Annotated in this window: 17 protein-coding genes; 7 read left to right on the top strand and 10 right to left on the bottom strand. The window is 63.1% G+C overall.

The window, feature by feature from the left end:
- Positions 1-10: 10 nt before the first annotated feature.
- Positions 11-1417: a PLP-dependent aminotransferase family protein gene (locus tag ACLFKU_RS21570; RefSeq protein ID WP_410850405.1), complete on the bottom strand. Its 1407-nt coding sequence runs from the start codon at positions 1415-1417 to the stop codon at positions 11-13.
- Between the two features lie 512 nt (positions 1418-1929).
- On the opposite strand from ACLFKU_RS21570, the gene ACLFKU_RS21565 reads away from it, so the two are divergent.
- The 3 genes from ACLFKU_RS21565 to ACLFKU_RS21555 all read left to right on the top strand — a co-directional run bounded on the left by ACLFKU_RS21565 (position 1930) and on the right by ACLFKU_RS21555 (position 4581).
- Positions 1930-3720, top strand: a complete 1791-nt coding sequence (locus ACLFKU_RS21565; RefSeq protein WP_410850404.1) for a nitrite/sulfite reductase — start codon at positions 1930-1932, stop codon at positions 3718-3720.
- The gene (locus tag ACLFKU_RS21560; protein ID WP_410850403.1) at positions 3717-4169 is read left to right on the top strand and encodes a DUF934 domain-containing protein; all 453 of its coding nucleotides are present in this window, start codon (positions 3717-3719) and stop codon (positions 4167-4169) included. The genes ACLFKU_RS21565 and ACLFKU_RS21560 overlap by 4 nt, the downstream gene beginning before the upstream one ends.
- Positions 4170-4377: 208 nt before the next feature.
- A complete protein-coding gene (locus ACLFKU_RS21555; protein WP_368582032.1) occupies positions 4378-4581 on the top strand; it encodes a DUF2970 domain-containing protein in 204 nt (67 codons plus the stop codon).
- 249 nt (positions 4582-4830) lie between these two features.
- On the opposite strand, the gene ACLFKU_RS21550 is transcribed toward ACLFKU_RS21555, so the two are convergent.
- From ACLFKU_RS21550 to ACLFKU_RS21540, 3 genes are all read right to left on the bottom strand, one after another.
- Positions 4831-5976 carry an alpha-hydroxy acid oxidase gene (locus ACLFKU_RS21550; RefSeq protein WP_368582031.1) on the bottom strand — a complete coding sequence of 382 codons (1146 nt, stop codon included), beginning with the start codon at positions 5974-5976 and terminating at the stop codon, positions 4831-4833.
- 53 nt (positions 5977-6029) lie between these two features.
- Entirely contained in the window at positions 6030-6482 is a 453-nt protein-coding gene (locus tag ACLFKU_RS21545) for a universal stress protein (RefSeq protein ID WP_410850402.1), read from the bottom strand.
- A gap of 181 nt (positions 6483-6663) precedes the next feature.
- Positions 6664-6849, bottom strand: a complete 186-nt coding sequence (locus ACLFKU_RS21540; RefSeq protein ID WP_410850401.1) for a hypothetical protein — start codon at positions 6847-6849, stop codon at positions 6664-6666.
- Between the two features lie 313 nt (positions 6850-7162).
- On the opposite strand from ACLFKU_RS21540, the gene ACLFKU_RS21535 reads away from it, so the two are divergent.
- The 3 genes from ACLFKU_RS21535 to ACLFKU_RS21525 are packed head-to-tail and all read left to right on the top strand — an operon-like array spanning position 7163 to position 10007.
- Positions 7163-7936, top strand: coding sequence for an ATP-binding cassette domain-containing protein (locus tag ACLFKU_RS21535; protein ID WP_368582028.1), 774 nt, complete (start codon positions 7163-7165; stop codon positions 7934-7936).
- On the top strand, positions 7933-8973 hold the full coding sequence (locus ACLFKU_RS21530) for an ABC transporter permease (RefSeq protein WP_368582027.1): 1041 nt from the start codon (positions 7933-7935) through the stop codon (positions 8971-8973). Before ACLFKU_RS21535 ends, ACLFKU_RS21530 begins: the two co-directional genes overlap by 4 nt.
- A 29-nt stretch (positions 8974-9002) precedes the next feature.
- The gene (locus ACLFKU_RS21525) at positions 9003-10007 is read left to right on the top strand and encodes a substrate-binding domain-containing protein (protein WP_410850400.1); all 1005 of its coding nucleotides are present in this window, start codon (positions 9003-9005) and stop codon (positions 10005-10007) included.
- 112 nt (positions 10008-10119) lie between these two features.
- On the opposite strand, the gene ACLFKU_RS21520 is transcribed toward ACLFKU_RS21525, so the two are convergent.
- A complete protein-coding gene (locus ACLFKU_RS21520; RefSeq protein WP_410850399.1) occupies positions 10120-11130 on the bottom strand; it encodes a dienelactone hydrolase family protein in 1011 nt (336 codons plus the stop codon).
- 406 nt (positions 11131-11536) lie between these two features.
- On the opposite strand from ACLFKU_RS21520, the gene ACLFKU_RS21515 reads away from it, so the two are divergent.
- Positions 11537-12010, top strand: a complete 474-nt coding sequence (locus tag ACLFKU_RS21515) for a carboxypeptidase regulatory-like domain-containing protein (RefSeq protein WP_176120497.1) — start codon at positions 11537-11539, stop codon at positions 12008-12010.
- A 62-nt stretch (positions 12011-12072) separates the two neighbouring features.
- Here the strand turns inward: ACLFKU_RS21515 and ACLFKU_RS21510 are convergent, their stop codons facing one another.
- From ACLFKU_RS21510 to ptsG, 5 genes are all read right to left on the bottom strand, one after another.
- Complete coding sequence (locus tag ACLFKU_RS21510) at positions 12073-14373, bottom strand: molybdopterin cofactor-binding domain-containing protein (RefSeq protein ID WP_410850398.1); 2301 nt, start codon at positions 14371-14373, stop codon at positions 12073-12075.
- The gene (locus ACLFKU_RS21505; protein ID WP_368582023.1) at positions 14370-14852 is read right to left on the bottom strand and encodes a (2Fe-2S)-binding protein; all 483 of its coding nucleotides are present in this window, start codon (positions 14850-14852) and stop codon (positions 14370-14372) included. Before ACLFKU_RS21505 ends, ACLFKU_RS21510 begins: the two co-directional genes overlap by 4 nt.
- Entirely contained in the window at positions 14849-16153 is a 1305-nt protein-coding gene (locus ACLFKU_RS21500) for a c-type cytochrome (protein WP_410850397.1), read from the bottom strand. The genes ACLFKU_RS21505 and ACLFKU_RS21500 overlap by 4 nt, the downstream gene beginning before the upstream one ends.
- Before the next feature lie 111 nt (positions 16154-16264).
- Positions 16265-17854 carry an aspartate:alanine exchanger family transporter gene (locus tag ACLFKU_RS21495; RefSeq protein WP_410850396.1) on the bottom strand — a complete coding sequence of 530 codons (1590 nt, stop codon included), beginning with the start codon at positions 17852-17854 and terminating at the stop codon, positions 16265-16267.
- A gap of 25 nt (positions 17855-17879) precedes the next feature.
- The coding region (ptsG, locus tag ACLFKU_RS21490; protein ID WP_410850395.1) for a glucose-specific PTS transporter subunit IIBC at positions 17880-19521 on the bottom strand (1642 nt) is incomplete at its 5' end.

Raw genomic sequence — 19521 nt, 5'->3', positions numbered from 1 at the left:
ACACAGCCGGTCAGCTTTTGAGGATGTCCGCAAGTACTCGCACAGCCTCATCGATCGAGGTATCCCATGGGTGGCCGAAGTTCAGACGGATGCAGTTTTCGAACGAGTGGGTAGCGGAGAAGATCGGCCCGGGCGCAATACTGATGCCGTGGGCGATGGCGCGTCGATGAAGCGCCATCGCATCGACCGCGTTGGGCAACTGAAGCCAGAGAAAGTAGCCCCCGTTGGGAAGGGTCCATCGCACGTCGCGCGGCAACGAACGCCGAAGCGCGGCATCCATTGACGCTAGCTGTGACTTGAACGCATTGCGCAGCTTGCGCAAATGCTTGTCATAGCCGCCATATTGCAGATAGTCGGCAATTCCGGCCTGTACCGGAATGCTGGCCGACAGCGTCGTCATCAGCTTGAGCCGTTGCACCCGGTCGGCGAATCGGCCAGCCGCTACCCAGCCGATCCGGTAGCCGGGCGCGAGCGTCTTCGAGAACGAACTGCAGTGCATGACGAGGCCCTTGGTGTCGAAGGCCTTCGCCGGCAGCGGCCGATCACGGCTGAAGTGAAGCTCCTGATAGACGTCATCTTCGATCAGCGGTATTTCGCGCTTGGCCAGTAGATCGACGAGCGCTTTCTTTTTTTCCACCGAGAGCGTCACGCCGGTCGGATTCTGAAAGTTCGTCATGAACCAGCAGGCGCGGATCGGATGCTTATCGAGCGCGACCGCGAGTGCGTCGAGGTCCAGTCCGGTGACCGGATCGACGGGAATCTCGACCGCGCGCAGGTCGAGCCGCTCGATGGCCTGCAATGCGGCGTAAAAGCCAGGCGACTCGACCGCGATGACGTCGCCCGGGCGCGTCACCGCCATCAGACAGAGATTGAGCGCTTCCAGAGCGCCGTTTGTCACGACGATTTCCTCGGTTGCCACGGAGAGGCCCGTGCCGACGTAGCGCAGCACGATCTGGCGACGCAGGTGGTCATTGCCCGGTGGCAGGTCCGCGACGGTACTCCACGGGCTCAGCGAGCGCGTGCCCTGTGCCAGCGACTTGAGGAGCCTGGCGGACGGAAAGAGCAGAGGAGAAGGAAAAGCGGAGCCAAGCGGCACGATGCCAGGATGCTTTGCCGCATCGAGCACTGAAAAGACGAGATCCGAAATGTCTACCTTCGCGGACTCCGCGAGTGTTGCCGCCTGCATGGAAACCGCTTGCTGGACTCCCGCACCCGGTGTGACGTAAAAACCGGAACGCTCCTCGGCACGAATGAGCCCCCACTCCTCGAGCAGATAGTACGCACGCAGAACGGTCGACTGACTGACGCCATGCTGCGCGATGATATAGCGCAGGGATGGAAGGCGAGAGCCGATCGGAATATGGCCGGCTCGGATCTCTTCAGCGAGTGTGGTAGCGAGTGCCTCGTAGCGGGTCATGTTGGTCTTTGTTGGAATGTTTGTCGCATGTTACTCGGCGTTGGACGTCATGTGATGTCTGGAGATGTGAACGTTCGGCGAGCTTGTCGGCGCACAGTATGGCTCGAAAGCGGCGCGGCCGCCTGCCAGATGCTGATGCCCGTCGCCGTTGTCACAGTCTGGACTCTCCCACTCACCGCAGCGGACAGTCGCAGACGATTCGGGGAAGGTCGGGCTTTGGCTGTATTCACGATGATCACCTGAGAGCCTCGGGGCGGCTATATGGCAGCGCGCATCTTCGCCTATCGTTCGCGAGTGCGACGGCCGATCAGATCGGAGAAGGAATGCGACGTCTTGCCCAGGCCATCGGGACGCACGATCGACCCGCAAGCACCCTCCAGCCGACCCTCGCTGAATCAGTGCGGGGCGAGAGCTGCTGCGCTCCATTAAGCGCCATCTGCTGCTTGAGGCGGCTACTGCGGCGCGATATTTTCCTTGTTCCGTGTGAACCACACGTCCGCCATTTCCGCACTATGTACCGCTACAACGAATTCGACAAAGCCTTCGTGCAAAGCCGCGCGGCCCAGTTTCGCGATCAGATCGAACGCTGGCAAGACGGCAGGCTGAGCGAGGATGCGTTTCGGCCGCTGCGCCTGCAAAACGGCTGGTACGTCCAGCGGCACGCGCCGATGCTGCGTGTCGCGGTTCCGTATGGCGAGCTCTCCAGCGCCCAGCTTCGCGTGCTCGCGCGAATTGCACGCGAATACGACGAGCCCGAAGCAGACGTGTACCGGCAGGCAATGGAGGCTCAGCGCAAGCTCGGCACCGTGCGCTTGCCTACCAATCAAGCGCACTTCACGACACGCACCAATGTTCAATTCAACTGGATACCGCTGTCGAAAGCCGCCGACGTGATGGACCTCCTCGCCACGGTCAACATGCACGGCATTCAGACCAGCGGCAACTGCATCCGCAACATTTCATGCGATGAGCGGGCAGGTGTGGCACCGGACGAGATCGCCGACCCGCGGCCCTTCGCCGAAATCATGCGCCAGTGGACCACGCTGCACCCCGAGTTCGCGTTTCTGCCGCGCAAGTTCAAGATCGCGATCAGCGGTGCAAAGGAAGACCGCGCGGCGACCGGATGGCACGACGTGGGACTGCGCCTCGTGCACGACGAAAATGGTGAGCTGGGCTTTCGCGTATCGGTGGGCGGGGGCATGGGCCGCACGCCGGTCATCGGCACCGTGCTGCGCGAGTTTCTGCCGTGGCGGCACATCATGAATTACATCGAGGCCGTGGTCCGCGTGTACAACCAGTTCGGACGGCGCGACAACAAATACAAGGCGCGTATCAAGATCCTCGTGAAGGCCGAAGGCCAGCGCTTCATCGACGAAGTAGAGGAAGAGTTCCGGCAGATCGTGGATCACGACGGCGGTCCGCACACGATTCCTCAAGCCGAGTTCGACCGCATCAGCACGTATTTCGTCGTGCCGCCGGCAGCGGCCGAGCGCCGAGCCGCCGACCCGGCCGCTGCTGCCGCGCTGCAAGCCGCTGCGCGGCAGACGCCGCAATTGCAGCGCTGGCTGGAGCGCAACGTCGCGCTGCACAAGGACCCGTCCATGCGCATCGTCACGCTGTCGTTCAAGCGGCCATTGCAGGCGCCCGGCGATGCATCGGCCGAGCAGCTCGAACGCGTGGCGGATCTCGTGGACCGCTTTTCGTCGGGAGAAGCGCGCGTCACGCACACGCAGAACATCGTGCTGCCGTGGGTCCACGTCGACGACCTGCTCGCGCTCTGGCACGCGGCGGTCGCGGTGCAGCTCGCAAGCGCCAATGTGCATCTGCTCACCGATATGATTTCCTGCCCTGGCGGCGACTTCTGCGCGCTCGCCAACGCCCGCTCGTTGCCGATCGCACAGAGCATCATGGAGCGCTATCAGGACCTCGACGAATTGAACGACATTGGCGAGGTCGATCTGCATATCAGCGGCTGTATCAATTCGTGCGGCCATCATCACAGCGGGCATATCGGCATTCTTGGCGTCGACAAGGATGGCGCGGAGTGGTATCAGGTCACGCTCGGCGGCGCGGATGGCTCCGCGCGCAGCGGCGACGCCCGCTCCGGCAAGGTCATCGGCCCGTCGTTCGCGTCACATGAAGTGACCGATGTCGTCGACGCGGTGCTCGGCCGCTATGTGGCGTTGCGCGAGCGGCGCGGCGAACGTCGCGAGACTTTCATCGAAACCGTGCGCCGGGTCGGACTCGATCCATTCAAGGCTGCCGCGGACGCGGTTCGCGCAACGGCGCAGGAGCGCGTATGAAGACCCCGGCACGCATTCGCCTGCTCGCCGCGCACGACCATGCCGCCGATGCAGCGGCGCCCGTACTCGCTTTGCCTAACGATGCCGATCCGCTCGCGCATGCGGCCGATATTTCAGCCGCCGCGCGCGTCGAGTTGCATTTCCCCACCTTCACCGATGGACGCGCGTACTCGCAGGCGTACCTCGTGCGCCGCCGGCTCGGCTTCAACGGAGACTTGCGGGCGACGGGCGAGGTACTGGTCGATCAACTGATGCAGATGGAGCGCATGGGCTTTTCAAGCGCGGTACTGGACGAAACCGTCGCCGTGGAAGACGCGCAGCGTCAACTCGAACGCTTCACCGGGTTTTATCAGGGCGATGTTGTGCGCGAGGCGCCGTATGGCGCGACAGGTATAGGCGTCGCGTCGGCTGCGTCCATTTTGCCGGTATCGCACGAAGAAAAAGCCTGAGCGCGGCGCAGCAGGTATATCGTTGCGATTTGCTAACCGCATCGCCAGAAGTAAGACTGCGGCGATGCCGGCGCGTGAATACCTGTGCTGAAGTGTCAGAGTCGGCCAGCCCCGGCTGCATTCCTCAAATTGATCACAACTGCTGCTGTTCTGAATCCGTGAGAAGCATGAACATTAGTCAACGTGATCAAACGAACAGGAGGAAGTGATGGAACTCATCCGGATGGCGCGCATCGTTCTGTGGAGTTTCTTCGGAGTGCGCAATCGAGCCGCCCACGAAGCCGACTTCGCCCATGTCAACTTTAGCTGGCTGCCGTTCGTGGCAATTGGGCTGGCTGCCCTCATCGGCGGGTGCATTCTGGGTGTCGTATTGCTTGTCACACACCCTGCGATAACCGCTCAGGGTTTCTAAGCGGCAGAACGGAGGTGGTGACTCGATTGGGCGTTTCACGGGCGCCATTTCAATTATTGTGCGCCCCGTTCTCTTTCGTCGGCACAGCAGTGTAGGCGAAAACCCTGGCTTCGGATCTCGCAGCGCCATTTCTTCAAGAATAATTGCGTGCCGGTGACATGATCGGCGAACTCATCAATGTTGATGCCGTGTTCGACTCAATCTTCTCGTATCAGCAGCGTGCTCTGAAAGATGGCTAATCCGTCGCAATTATCGAAAGCGAAGACTTTCGCGAGAGAGCTCGCTGACCGAGCTACATCCCATCAATTTCATGCCCCGCTCTAATTCTGTTTTCATCAAGGCCAGTGCCCGCTCGACGCCAGCCTGCCCAGCCGCTGCCAGCGGGAACAAATAGTAACGTCCGACGCCAACGGCTTTGGCCCCTAGAGCCAGAGCCTTCAGAACATGTGTTCCGCGTTGCACTCCTCCATCCATGATGACGTCCAGCTTGTCGCCCACGGCATCTGCCACCTCCGCAAGCTGATCGAACGCGGCTCTCGATCCATCTAGCTGCCTGCCGCCATGATTGGACAGCACGATGCCGGTACAGCCAATTGCGGCCGCACGCTTCGCGTCGTCGACAGACATCACGCCCTTCAGGCAAAACTGGCCGTCCCAGTCACGGACCATCTCGGCAACGTCGTCCCAATTCATCGAAGGGTCCAACATTTCCGTGAAGTAGCGGCCAATCGACATCGCACCGCCGCCAAAGTCGACGTGGGTCTCCAATTGCGGCATGGAAAAGCGCTCATGCGTGACGTAGTTCAGAACCCATTTCGGCTTCAGAGCGAATTGGAGCATACCGCCCAAGGTGAGTCTGAAAGGGATGGTGAAGCCTGTACGCAGATCGCGCTCGCGGTTTCCGCCAGTGATGCTGTCGACCGTCAGCATCATCACATCGATGCCAGTCTCTTTGGCGCGTTGCATCATTGCACGGTTTAAACCGCGGTCCTTATGGAAGTAGAACTGGTACACCTGCGGTGTCGGGAACGCTTTGCGTAACTCTTCCATGCTGACCGTGCCGAGCGAAGAAACGCCGAACATCGTTCCGTACTTCGACGCCGCAGCGGCCACTGCGCGTTCGCCTTCATGGTGAAAAAGGCGTTGCAGTGCGGTCGGGGAACAATACACAGGCATCGCCAGCCGCTGGCCGAGGACGTGCACCGAGAGATCCACGTCACCGACTCCCCGCAACACATTGGGTACCAGGTCACATTGCTGGAAGCTCGCGGTGTTCCGGCGATAGGTCACTTCGTCGTCGGCGGCGCCATCGATGTAGTTAAAGATCGGGCCCGGCAGTCTGAGCCGTGCCAGTTCACGGAAGTCGTGAAAGTTATGGCAATCGCTTATTTGCATATTGCGAGGTAGCCGCCGATTTGGCCTGCTGGAAGGCCAAATTTCAGGAACGATCAGTTCTCATGCCGCGTTTTTTTCATGGTCGCCGGATCGCGCACGATGGTGACCGCGCACGGCGCGTAGGCGAGCACCTGGCGGGCGACCGAACCGATCAGCCAGCGATCGAACGGCGTATGTCCGCGATGTCCCACCACGAGATGGTCGATAGCATGCCGCTCCGCGTACAGCACGATCTCTTTCGCCGGCGGCCCGACCACGAGATCGAACTCCACCGCTCCGTTCGAAGCGGCGAGCTTCGCCTTGACGCCGTCGAGGATCTCGTTGGCATGGCGCACTTCCAGCTCGATCAGATTTTTTCGCTCGACTTCGATCGCACCCCAGTCCGGCGTGCGCGCGACGACGAGCACATGCAAGCGCGCGTCGAAACGCTTGGCCAGATCGGCCGCGAAAGTCACGGCATATTGCGCGGATGCCGACCCGTCATAACCTACCAGCACGTTCTGCATGATCTGCTCCTGTGCGGTTCACACCGGGTCGCGACTTCGTCTGACGAAATCCATCGGGCCGTTTGCGTGAACCGCGAGCTGTCCCCGACTTCGCGGCGTCGGCGCGAAAGCACGTGCGATCCACTCGCGAACCTGCTGCGCGGATCGTCACGCGGACGGCGTCGGCGCCTGTGGTGTTGAATCAGTTGTCGTCGCTTCTGGACGGGAGATGCTCGTGAGGCTCGGGCTCTGCCGCGTCCGCGTTAGGAAGGTCGTCTGCGGCCGGTTTTTGCGAGCCCTTCGGATCGGGATGGCCAGTCGTGCCGGCGGAAGTTTGCGCGGGGTCGCGAGAGGTGCCGGTCGGCTCAGCGGATGGACTGGAGGTCATGATGTGCTCCTGCGCTGATGAATGCAGCTTCTCTCATGATAGTCCCCTGGCCGGTTTGAGTGATAGACGCTGTGACGCCCGCGCTGTCACGCCCGCCGGTATTTTCTAGCCACCGTCGGGCGATTCTTGAACTAGACTTTAAATCTTGCTGAATTGCATAGACAGTCTCAATGTAAGTTGATGCGGCGATCGATAAGCAAAAGGAAGGTTTTATGGCTATCGTCGTACACAACATCACTGTGGTTTCTTCGAGCTGGGGCGTAGCGTGACGGCGAGCGATGCCGCGCGCACTACGAGCGCCTGGCGGCATATCGTGCGCGCGCAGGGCATCAGCCTGTCCTACGGGAAGATACGCGCGCTGTCCGGTATCGACCTCGCCATTGGGCGCAACGAGATCGTCGGCCTGATCGGTGACAACGGCGCGGGTAAATCGACGCTCATCAAGGTGCTGACCGGTGTCGTGCGGCCGAGCACGGGCAAGCTTTTCATCCGGGACGAGGAGGTCGACTGGAGCCGCTTTTCCGTGCGCGAGGCGCACCGTTTGCGCTTCGAAACGGTCTATCAGGAAAAATCGCTGGGCGAGAAGCAGCCGCTATGGCGTAATTTTTTTGTCGGCCGGCAAATCACCAACCGGTTCGGTTTCATCAACGTTGCCGAACAACGGCGCATCGCCAACGAAATCTTGAAGCACCAGCTCGGTTTCCGCGGCGTGGGAATCGACGCGGATTCGTTGATTGCGAAACTCTCCGGTGGCGAGCGCCAGGGCATCGCGATCGGACGCGCAATGTATTTCGAAAGCGATCTGATCATTCTCGATGAACCAACGGTGGCGCTCGCCATCAGCGAGGTGCGCAAGGTTCTCGACTTCGTGCGCTCGATCAAGGATTCCGGCCGCGCTTGCATCTACATCGAACATAACCTTGCCCATGTGCACGAGCTCGCCGATCGACTGGTCGTGCTCGATCGTGGCCGGATCGTCGCGGAATTCAAGTCCGGTGAGATGAGCCTCGAGGAACTCACCCGGTTCCTGATTTCGCTGCAGCAGAGCGGGCACGGGCCGGGGCCGGTTGCGGGGACACGGACGTGAGCGATCCGATAAAAGAAAAACGGCCGGCGCGGTTAGTGCTTTTTCGCCTGCCCGGTTTTGCTCGCCTGGAAGGTTTGCCGAGCGTGGTCGTGTTTGCGTTGGTGGTCGGCTTGTTCATGGCGACCGCACCGCGGGTCTTTCTGGGCTGGCCGATCTACTTCTCCTTCCTGACCACCGTTCCGCCGCTGGTGGTGTTGGCGATCGGGCTGACTCTGGTGATTGCGGCTGGGGAGATCGATCTTTCGTTCCCGTCGGTGATGGCATTCGCGGGCTTCCTGTTCGCCTGGTGCGTGAACACCACCGGTTCGGCCTGGCTTGCCGTTATTGCGGCGTTGGCTGGCGGCGCGCTGGTCGGCGTGGTGAACGGGGTTTTGGTCGCGGTGGTCGGCGTGCCGTCGATCATCGTGACAATCGGCACGCAGTTCCTCTGGGCCGGGGTTGCTTCGATACTTTCCGGCGGCCTTTCGAATGCGCTACAGCAACTCGCCAGCGGTTCGGCCTATGCAGTATTCGCGGGCACGCTGTTCGATCTGGTCCCGATGCAAGCGCTCTGGGCGCTCGGGCTCGCCATATTCATGTGGTTCATCCTCAATCGCCACCGTTTCGGCGAGCACGTGCTGTTCATCGGAGACAACCGCAACGTGGCGAAGGTCGTGGGCATCAATGTGCCGCGTGAGACGGTGAAACTGTTCACGCTAATGGGTGTGCTGGCCGGTTTCGCAACGGTGCTGCTCACGCTCGAGAACTTGAACTACTTCTCGACCCAGGGGCAAGGCTACCTGCTGCCGGCGCTGGCCGGCGTGTTCATCGGCGGAACCTCGGTGTTCGGCGGCACGGCGACGATCGTGGGTACGTTCTTCGGCACTTTCGTGATTGGCATGCTGGAGGCGGGAATCGTTGCGACAGGTATCGCCGGCTTCTGGGTACAGGCGATCGAAGGAGTGGTGTTCATCGTCGCCGTGATCCTGCATCTGTTGGTCGAGAACCCTGCCAGGCTGCGTGTGTTGCGCGAAAAACTCAGGTTTGGCGGGAGATAAAGCCGTTAAATCAGGAGATAGGAGCAGAAATGATCAAGATCATGACGGGATTGCTACTAGGCGCGAGCGTTGTTGCGTTCGGCCTCGCGCCAACCGCCGGTGCCACCGAGCCGACCACGACGGGGCCGCTCGGCGCCGGTATGACGATGTATATGCAGATGGGCGGAAACCCCGGCGACGGCGCGACGCTGCCACGTCAGACCGGCGCTGCGGACGCGGGACATGCGCTAGGCATCAAGGTGATCGAGCAGTTCTCGGCCTGGAGTCCGGAGACGATGCTTGCGCAGTTTCGCCAGGCGATGGCGGCGCATCCGACGTGTATCGGCATCATGGGCCATCCGGGCGATCCAGCCTTCGCACCACTGATCAAACAGGCGGTAGACCAGGGCATCATCGTTACCGTCGGCAATACGCCGCTGCCCGAAAACCAGAAGCTCTACGACGCGAAGGGCTTTGGCTACGCCGGCGTCGAACTCTATATCGGCGGGCAGATCACTGCTCAGGCGATGCTCAACGCCGGACTCAAGAAGGGCGACGAGGCGCTCGAATACGGTGTCTTCAACGAGAGTGTGCGCAGCCAGTCCGACCGTGGCCTTTCCGAGACGCTGGAAAAGGCCGGTGTGAAGGTGACGAGGCTCAACATCTCACCGCAGGTGGATGCCGATTCATCGCTCGCCGTGCCGATCCTGGTCGCCTTTATCCAGGCGCACCCAGATCTGAAGGCGATCGGCACGCAGCACGGCGGTGTGACCGGGTTCATTCCGCAGGCGCTCCAGCAGGCTGGCAAGAAGCCGGGGCAAATCATCGTGGGCGGCATCGATCTGGCGCCCGCCACGATTTCCGGGTTGCAGAACAAGTACCTCACTGCGACGCTCGACCAGCAGCTTTATCTGCAGGGCTTCCTGCCAGTCACGCAGTGCGTGCTCTCGGCTGCTTATCATTTCGCGGGACTGACCATCAACACCGGCGCAGGTGTGCAGACACCGGCGACGATCGACTCGCTGATTCCGCTGATCAAGCGCGGCATCCGCTAAGAACGAGCGATGCTAATGGAATGGCTAGAGCGCCGGCAGTCAGGCCTCCAGGCGTTCGGGGGATGTCTGCACGACTTCGACAGCAGGTTCGCAAACGAACCGGCCTTCCGGGTCACGGAGCGGGTGCGCCAAGTTTGAGCGTGCCCGCCACGAACTCGCGCACGGTCTTCCTGGCATCGACTGCGGCCTTTTCGTCGTACGCGAGGGTCGCTCCATACCCGACGCAGGGATCGCTGTAAGTAAAAAGCTGGCCCGTCGCTGCGTCCATGATCTGGCCGTTCTGTGCTTCGCTCAGTTGACAGCTTCTTATGGTCTGCGCCTTGGCGAGAACGATGGGCTTCGCCGCGGCTTTCCAGTCGAACATATGCTGGGCCCCCGAGTACTCGATGAACTTGATGTCTTTTCCCTTGGCTCGCAGTCTTTCGACGTATGCGCGGCATGATGCGACAGGAGCAAATTCATCTGCACTGCCATGAAAAACGAGCACGGGCTTGTCGTCGAAATCGTCATCGGCTCTGAAGGTCGTATTGCAGTTCGGATAGAACGCGATGTACCCGGCGAAGCCCTTGCCGGAAGTGGGGCCATGCAATTGTTGAAACCGTTTGAGGTCGGCGTATAACGCTGGTTGTCCGCCGCGCGATTCGCCCATCAGTATCACCCGCTCCGGATCGATTCTTGGATGCTTCTGGAGCAGGTCGAGTGCGCGATACGCGTCCTCGAGCTGCACGAGCCGGCCCAGTTGCCCCTGGTCGTTGAGCGTGCTGACGATACCGCGCCCCGCGAAACTGTCGACCACGAACGTGGCGACGCCCATCGCCAGGAACTCCTGCTGCCAGTCGGTGATACCGCTGTTGATGCCTCCCGACGGATGAAGCATGACGATCGCAGGAAGACGATCCGAACCCGCCTTGGGTAGGCTCAGCACCCCGGCAACGGTGACCGGCTTGCCCGCTTCGTGTCCGCCGAGGAACTGCTCGTCGGTGAGCGTGACCGACTGCAGCGGTAGAACCTCGGTCCGCACTACCTGCGCAGCGATCGAAGTAGAAAAGGCCGCCGCCACGGTTATCGATGTGACTAGACATAGATGCCGCAGTCCAGAACCGGATTGCGCGAGTAATGACATGGCGACATCCTCCTGTCCGCAACGGCGCGTCGGCCCAATAACGTCTCTTCGAACATAGACGATCGAATGGGCTTCTCAAGATCGAGGCGACACCTAGCCCCGACGTTCTGAAGAATGTCTTATAAGTTCTGGTCCGGGGGACTGGCTCAAACATTGCTGACCGACGCCATGGAACAGTTGCGCGATGTGCATGGCGGTGACTCATCGGCGTGCCGACACTCTGCTACGCGCCCTATGTCGTATTATTCGTGATAAGTCCGCTGCTGACCGTGGTCGTGAGGTGCCCTCGCTCGTGGCCGGCCCCCGGCGCGCGATGCGTTTCCAACCTGGTGCAAGCGTTCTTCCACCCGACGAACCGGGCACGCACTCTAACCGGCAGTCGGCAACACTGTAAGGAGCAGTCACGATGAAAATGCAACGAAACGCTCCCCGGATCGCGTCGACCCTGCTCGCCGCGGCGTTCACCCTGGTGCAGGCAGGCGTAGCAGTGGCGCAGACGGCTGCTCCGCAGAGCGCCAGCGAGATCCACAGGACCGGCATGCCACCGACGCAGCAGCAGGGCGACATATCGTTCGTGACCGGCGGAGTTGGTCGCGACGAGTCGACCGCGCTGCGGCAGGCACGCAGGCAGTGGCCGCTGTCTCTGCAGTTCACGGGACCCGGTGCGAGCTATGTGGCCGACGTCCAGGTGCAGATCGCCAAAGGCGGCGCTTCCGTGTTCGAGGCCACGTCGAAGGGGCCGTACATGCTCGTGCGGCTGCCTCAAGGGCGCTATACGATCAGCGCCACATACAGCGGCGTGACCAGGAAGCAGACGGTGAACGTCCGCGGCAATGGCAGCGCGCGCGCCACTTTCTCGTTCCCATCCGGCGGCCACTAAGCGCGGTCCCGGCGCCGCGCCGAAGCTCGCGCGCGGCGCGTTCGTTTGCTAACGCGAAAGCCTCATGCCTTGAGCATCTTCTTGCCGTTCGCCCCGAGCAACGGCAAGTCGCGAATCCGCACACCAGTCGCGTCGTCGATCGCGTTCGCGAGCGCCGCGGCGGCCGGGCCTTGCGCCGCTTCTCCGACACCCAGGAATGGCAAGCCCGGCCGGTCGATCAACAGCACGTCCACGCGTTTGGGCACGGACGAGAAGCGCATGATCGGATAAGTGCTCCAGTCATAGCTCGTGATGCGTTGCGGATCGAATCGAGTTTCTTCATAGAGCGTCCAGCTCGCGGTTTGCAAAATGCCGCCTTCGATCTGATTGCGCACGCCGTCCGGATTCACGATCTGTCCGCAATCGACGGCCGCGACGACGCGCTCGATGCTGAGCTCGCCGGTATCGTGCAGCACCGTCACATCCATCGCGACGGCAAGGTAGGCCATCAGGTTCTTGTATTGGGCAAACGCAAAGCCGGTGCCGTGTGAGCGCGGGCTAGCGTCGCCCGTTAGCGCGCTGCGGGCATGCCAGCCGAATTGATCGGCTACCGCGCGAATCACGGCATGGGCGCGCGGATCATCGAGATGTTTGAGGCGAAACGCAATCGGGTCGGCGTGCGCGGCTCGGGCGAGCTCGTCGATGAAGCTCTCGATCGCGAACACGTTCATGTGCGCGCCGAGCGAACGCATCGCGGAGACGCGGATCGGCATCGTGGGTACGAAATGATGCTGCACGTGCAGGTTGGGCACGCGGTAAAGCGGAATGCTGTTGCGGTCGCCTCCGCCTTCCGGCATCGGAATCGGCTTCGGCGGCGCGGGGGTGAACGGCTGCGCGAGGAGCTGCGCGGGCAGCAGGCGGCCGGCATTCTCGATGCGGTTGTTATGCGTATTGCTCCATAGCTCGTAACGCCAGTCGGCAATCATGCCTGCCGCATCGAGCGTTGCCTTCGCGTCGACTGTCATGGCCGGGCCGAACGGTTCCCACATGTGTTCCTGTTCGCGCATCAATTGCACGCGCACCGGGCGGCCAGGCAACTCGCGTGCGATGAGGGCGGCGTCGGCCGCGACATCGTCCGCGCCGTTGTGTCCGTAGCAGCCCGAACCTTCCACATGCACGCAGCGCACCTTGCCGGGCGGCATCGCGAGCATTTCGGCGATACCGGCATGCAGCGGATAGACGCCTTGCGTGTGCGTCCAAACGGTCATCACACCGTTGTCGAGTTGCGCGACCGCGCACGATGGCCCGATCGAGCCATGCGTCAGATACGGCCTCGAATAGCGCGCCCGCAGCGTCGCCATCGGTGCGGCCGCGCCGGTCGCCGCGCCGTGATCGGCCACCGCGATTTCCTGTGCGGGCAGACTCATCAGCAACGCGTGGACGTTCGCCGGATCCGGCAGCGGTGGCCCCGAGCGCCACTGCGCGGCGAGCGCAAGCTCACGCATCGCGAGGATCGCGCGCCATTCGTCGTCGGCGGCCACTGCGAGGTAGTTGCCGTTGCGCACGACCTTGACGACCCCTGGCAGCGCCTCGACGCGCCCGCTATCGAATGCAACGAGGCTCGCGCCATAAGACGGCGGCCGCACGACGCGGGCATGCAGCATGCCGGGCAGCCGCAGGTCCTGGACATAGCTCGCGCCGCCCGTCACCTTGCCCGGGATATCGACGCGCGGCAGCATATGGCCAATCAGCGCGTAGGCCGTTGGCGGCTTTCTCGGCGCGTCGGCCTGGGCGTTCTGATGGAGGTCCGCGTGTTTCACGGCTTCGCCATAGCTCACGCGTCTTCCGTCGGCGGCAATGATGGCGCCGTCGCGTGTCGTCAGGGTCGCCGCGTCAAGGCCCAACTGTGAGGCCGCGCTCGCGACCAGCAGCGCGCGCACCTGAGCCGCGGCGTTGAGGATCGCGGTGCCGCTGTCGGCCATCGTGTGACTGCCGGCGGTGTAGCCTTCGTTCGGCGTTCTGGTGGTGTCGGCGGTGATCAGTTCGATCGCATGAGGCGCGAGGTCCAGCTCTTCCGCGGCGACCTGCAGCAATGCGGTGCGAGTGCCCGTGCCAAGCTCCGCTTTGCCCGTGAATACGCTCACGTGGCCGTCGGGGGCGACTTTGATCCACGCATCGAGCAACGGCGTGGTCTTGAGACTGCCCGGCAGCTTCGGGTCGCTCGCGTTGAAGGTGCCCGCTTCGGTGGTGGTTTGCGCGAGCGCGGCCATGGCCGGCGCGATCGCGAAGCTCACCATCAGCGAGCCGCCAACGAGGAAGCGGCGCCGCGCAGCGTCATCCGGGCCGCTGCCGTGGGCGGCGGAGAATGGGCGGCCGTCGCTCACGATTGCGCTCCCTGGCCCGTACGCGGCGAACCGCTCGCGACTTGCCGGATCGCCGCGAGAATGCGCATGTGCGTGCCGCAGCGGCACAGGTTCGGCTGCATGTAGCGGCGGATCTGTTCATCGGTTGGGTGCGGGACCCGGTCCAGCAGCGTTTGCGCTCGCATGATCATGCCGGCGATGCAATAGCCGCATTGCGCGGCCTGCTCGTCGATGAAGGCTTGCTGAAGTGGTCCCGGATGTTGCGCGCTGCCGAGGCCTTCGACGGTTCGCACTGGCCGCTCGCCCACGGCCACGACCGGCATCAGGCACGAGAACACCGGTTCGCCGCCGACGCTGACCGTGCATGAGCCGCATTGACCGAGACCGCAGCCGAACTTCGCGCCGTCGAGTTGCAATTCGTTGCGCAGCACGTAGAGCAGCGGCGTGGATGGATCGACATCGACCGCATGACTGACGCCGTTGACGTTGAGTGTGATCATCGTGGCAAGCCGTCCTTGCGAAATTGCGCGACTGCGCGGGCGTCGAGCGTGGGCCACGCGTCGCGTGCGGTGAAGCGTTCGCGCGTGTAGTTGGCGAGCTCCGCTATCTGCTCATCCGTGAAGGTGTTGGCAAATGATGGCATGAAGGGCGCGCTATCGCTTTCGTCCCAGTCGATGCCATAGAGGATGAAACGGACCATGTTGCGAGGGCTGTCGGCGTTGACGGCCGTGGAAAGAGACAGCGACGGTCGAGCGCCCCCGTTCGACATCGGCGCGCCTTCGGCATGGCACGATGCGCAGGCCGCGGCGAACAGATTCGCGCCGCCGCCGGGCGAGGGGGACACGGGCATGGAGGTAGCGGAGGGGGAGGCGACCGGATGCTCCGGCACGCCTCGCCCATCGGATGGCAACGCCAGCAGATACGCGGCTATCGCCTCTACGTCGGAGGCGGATGCGTCGGCGAGCGTGCGAGTGACGGGGCGCATCGGACCGGCTGCCGCGCCATGGGCGCTGGCGAGGCCCGTGCGCAGATAGCCGACGAGTTGTGCCTGCGTCCAGGGCGTCGGGCGTGAAGCGAGGTCCGTCAGCGCGGGCGCGTCCCATCCGTCGATCGTGCCGCCTTGCAGCGCATGGTCGCGACGCTCTGCGCCGAGGTGGTCGAGCGGCGTGTGGCATGCACCGCAATGACCGAGGCTTTCGACCAGGTAACGCCCGCGTGCGAGGTCCGGCGCTTCGCTCGGCGACGGTGCGGCTTCGCTACCGGTATGCAGGTAAAAAAGATTCCACACGGCTATGAGGGGCCTGAAGCCGAGCGGGAAGATCAGCTCGTTATGCGGCGCAGGCGCTTTGACGGGAGCACGGCTCATCAGCCATGCATACAGCGAGCCGATATCGGCATCGCTCAGGTGCGTGAAGTGGGGATACGGGAACGCGGGGTAGAGCAGATGTCCGTCGCTGGACACGCCGCGCCGCATCGCACGTTCGAACGCGTCGAGCGTCCAGCCTCCGATGCCGGTTTCGTTGTCCGGGGTGATGTTGGTCGAGTAAACGATGCCAAAAGGAGTTTTCAGCGGCAGTCCGCCCGCGAGGGGCTGGCCCTCCGTCGCGGTGTGGCACGTGACGCAATTGCCAATGGCCGCGAGCTTCGCGCCGCGCGCCGCGGCCGCGGTATCGCTGTCGGCCGCGATGGGCGCGGTGACGTCGCCGGGCGCGGGCTCCCGCGCATGCGCAGTGGGGCCGTACGCGGCCATGAGGGCGACCAGAACAACGGCCACGCCCGCACTTGCCACCCGTCCTTTCATCTGGCCTCCATCGCCGAACCGTCCGCGCATCGTCGTTGCGGAATGCATCGCGCGTCTGCGAGTCACGCAAGCGGCGTTCCCGATAGCGGCGGGTCGCGATAGCGGCTTCGTCTAGCCAGCAGCGACCGCGATAGCGATCTGCACGAACAGCACCTTGACGATGGTCATCGACGGAAAAATCATCGCGTACATGACGTCGGGCTGATCCGTCGGCGCGATGCGGTTGGCGAAGGCGAGAATCGCGGGATTGCCGGTCGCGCCGCAGATCACGCCGACCGACGTATCGAAAGACAGTCTAAAGATCCACAGGCAGCACACAGCCGTGACACCGACGAGCACCAGCAGCGTGATCACGCCATAAAGCAGCAGCAGCGGTCCGGCGGTGCCAACGGTCGCAACGAACTTCGGTCCGCAAGACAGGCCTACCTGGGCGAGAAAAATCGTCAGCCCGATATTGCGCAGCACGAGATTTGCGGAGAGCGGCATCACCCACACGAAAGGTCCGCTGCGGCGCACCTTGCCGAGGCACAGCGCGACCAGTAGCAACGCCGCGAGACCCAGGCTGAACGCGCCGAGACCGGGCGCGCGCAACGGGATCGCGCCGACCAGCAGCCCCGCTGCCGCGCCGATGCCCAGACAGATGAAACTCAGCTCGGCCGTGCCCTTGATCGAATCGCCGAAGAACGCACGGACCCTCGCGCGATGCGCGTTACTGACGAGCAGGCCGACGCGGTCGCCCGCTTCGAGGATGAGGTCCGGCGTCGACAGCAGATCGGCGTCGCCGCGCCGCACGTGCGCGACCGCGCAGGTCACGCCATCCGGAAAGCGCAAGTTGCCGAGCGCCGTGCCGACCACCGACGGACTCGATGCGAACACGCGCAGATAGTCCAGGTCTTCCCGATGACTCGAAATACGCCCTGGCTGCAGCTCGCCGCATAGCGCGGTGGCTTCGTCGAGCGGGCGGCGCTCGGTGGCGGTCGCGAGGAGCACGTCGTCGGCGCGCAGCGTGAAGTCGTCGCTGGGCAGCTGATTGTGATGCGCTCGCCGCACGGCCGCGATCACCACGCCGGCAGGCAAGCGGCTCGAAAGCTCCGCCAGCGTGAGACCGAAGAGACTGGCATTGCGCAGCGCGATTTCAGCGGTCTCCAGCACCTTCGCGGTAGGCTTCGGTATTTTGGCTTTGAGGGCTGCGTTCAGCACATAGAGGAACAGGATCGGCCCGGCCACGCCGAACGGATAGGTGACGCTATAAGCCACGGCGGCATTGCTGCTTTTCATCGATGCGATGGCAACCTGCAGGCTCGCCGTGCTGGTGCCGCTGCCCGCGAACATGCCGAGCGCATCGGCGAGCGTGATGCCGAAATGAATCAGGGCGCACGCCACCAGGCCTGAAGCGATCACGCCCACACATGCGGCCGCGTTGGCCTTCATGCCGTCCCGGCTGGTGAGTCCGCGAAAGAACTGCGCGCCGTACTGAATGCCGATGCCATACAGAAACAGCAGCAGACCGAGCGTGCCCAGCAACGCCGGCGGCGCGGATTTCGGCGCGAACGCGCCGAGCCCCAATCCGACGAACAGCACGGCCCCCGAGCCCAGAGCCACGCCCTTGATAGTGATTTCGCCGACCAGGTAGCCGAGCGCAATGGTCAGAAAAAGCGCGAGCAGCGGCTGAGTTTCGAGGAAAGTTCTGACTGCTTCCATGCCGTCCCCCATGTACGCGTCGCTCCTATCGCATTGCGCCTGCGAGGTTGCCCGAGCCGAGACCTACGATCAGATCGACTGCACCGTTCTTCAACGCTTGCGTGGCGAGCACGCCCGCCGCTTTCAAGCCGGCCGCGTCGATGCGCGACGCATCCGATAGCTCGACACGCAACCGCGTGGCCGCCAGCGCGTCGAGCTTCACGATGTTGGCCGCGCCGCCCAGCGCCGCACGAATCTTTTCCGCGCGCTCCGTTTCCTGCGGCGAGTGTTGCGCCGAGGCGGCCACGGCCGCTGGAGCCGCGGCAGTCGCCGCTGCCGCGCCTTGCGCATCGGCCGCGCCTTCCGCTGGCAGATCCGCTTCGGCGCCCGCTGTCTTCAGATAGTCCTGCATGTCGGTTTTCATGTTCTCCGACAACGGCCCGAAGATCGCCTGCACGCCGTTGCCCACGCGCACCACACCCGCCGCACCGAGCGCCTTGAGCTTGTGTTCGTCGACGCGCGCCGGGTCCTTCACGGAGATGCGCAGCCGCGTGATGCAAGCGTCGAGACTGGTGATATTGGAGCGGCCGCCAAAGGCGAGCACGAGTTCGCGCGAGCGGCCGCCCGTGCCGCTCGCGGCGACCGCCACGGTATCCGCCGTGTCGTCCTCGCGCCCGGGTGTTTTGAGGTTGAAGCGCGTGATGACGAAGCGGAACACGCCGTAATAGATCACCGCGTAAATTGGACCGAGAATGAAAACGTACCAGGCGTGCGTGGCCTTTCCCCCGATCAGGTTGAACATCAGAAAATCGATGCCGCCTTGCGAGAACGTGAAGCCCATGCGCATGCCCAGGGTGTTCGCCACGAACTGTGCCGACGCCGCGAGGCATGCGTGAATCAGGTAGAGCACCGGCGCGACGAACAGGAACGCGAATTCGATCGGCTCGGTGATGCCGGTGAGGAAAGAAGTCAGCGCGGCCGAAACCATCATGCCGCCAACAGCGACCTTCTTCTCCGGCTTCGCGCAATGCCAGATCGCGATCGCGGCGGCCGGCAGGCCGAACATCTTGAACAGGAACGCGCCCGCAAGAATCCCGGCGGTGGGATCGCCCGCGAAATAGCGGGTGATGTCGCCGTGAACCTCCTTGCCGGTGGTCGGGTCGACGAAGCTGCCCATTTCGAAGAAGAATGGCACGTTCCAGATGTGATGCAGACCGAATGGAATCAGCAGACGTTCGACGAAACCGTAGACCGTCGCGGCGGTGCGCGGGTCAGAAACCGCTGCCCAGTGTGAAAAGGCTTTGATTGCGCTGCCTATTGGCGGCCACACGAAGGACAGGATCGCGCCGAGCACGATCGAGCCGATCGCGGTCACGATGGGCACGAAGCGCTTGCCGGCGAAGAAGCCGAGATACGGCGGCAACGTGATCCGGTAGTAGCGGTTGAACATCCAGGCCGCAAGACCACCGGCGAGGATGCCGCCGAACACGCCGGTCTGGATCGACGGTATGCCCATGATCGTGTCGGTTTCGATGCCCTCTATCTTCGCGATCACACCCAACGTGGCCGTCATCACCAGATACCCGATCGTTGCGGCGATGCCCGACACGCCATCGTTCTCGGTGAAGCCGAGCGCGACGCCGATCGCGAAGATCAGCGGCAGGTTCGCGAAGATCACGTCGCCCGCG

The organism is Paraburkholderia sp. EG304 (genome assembly GCF_046543485.1).
GTDB lineage: Bacteria > Pseudomonadota > Gammaproteobacteria > Burkholderiales > Burkholderiaceae > Paraburkholderia > Paraburkholderia youngii.
Note: the sequence above shows the minus strand (reverse complement) of the source record. Positions and strands in the feature narration are given on the sequence as shown.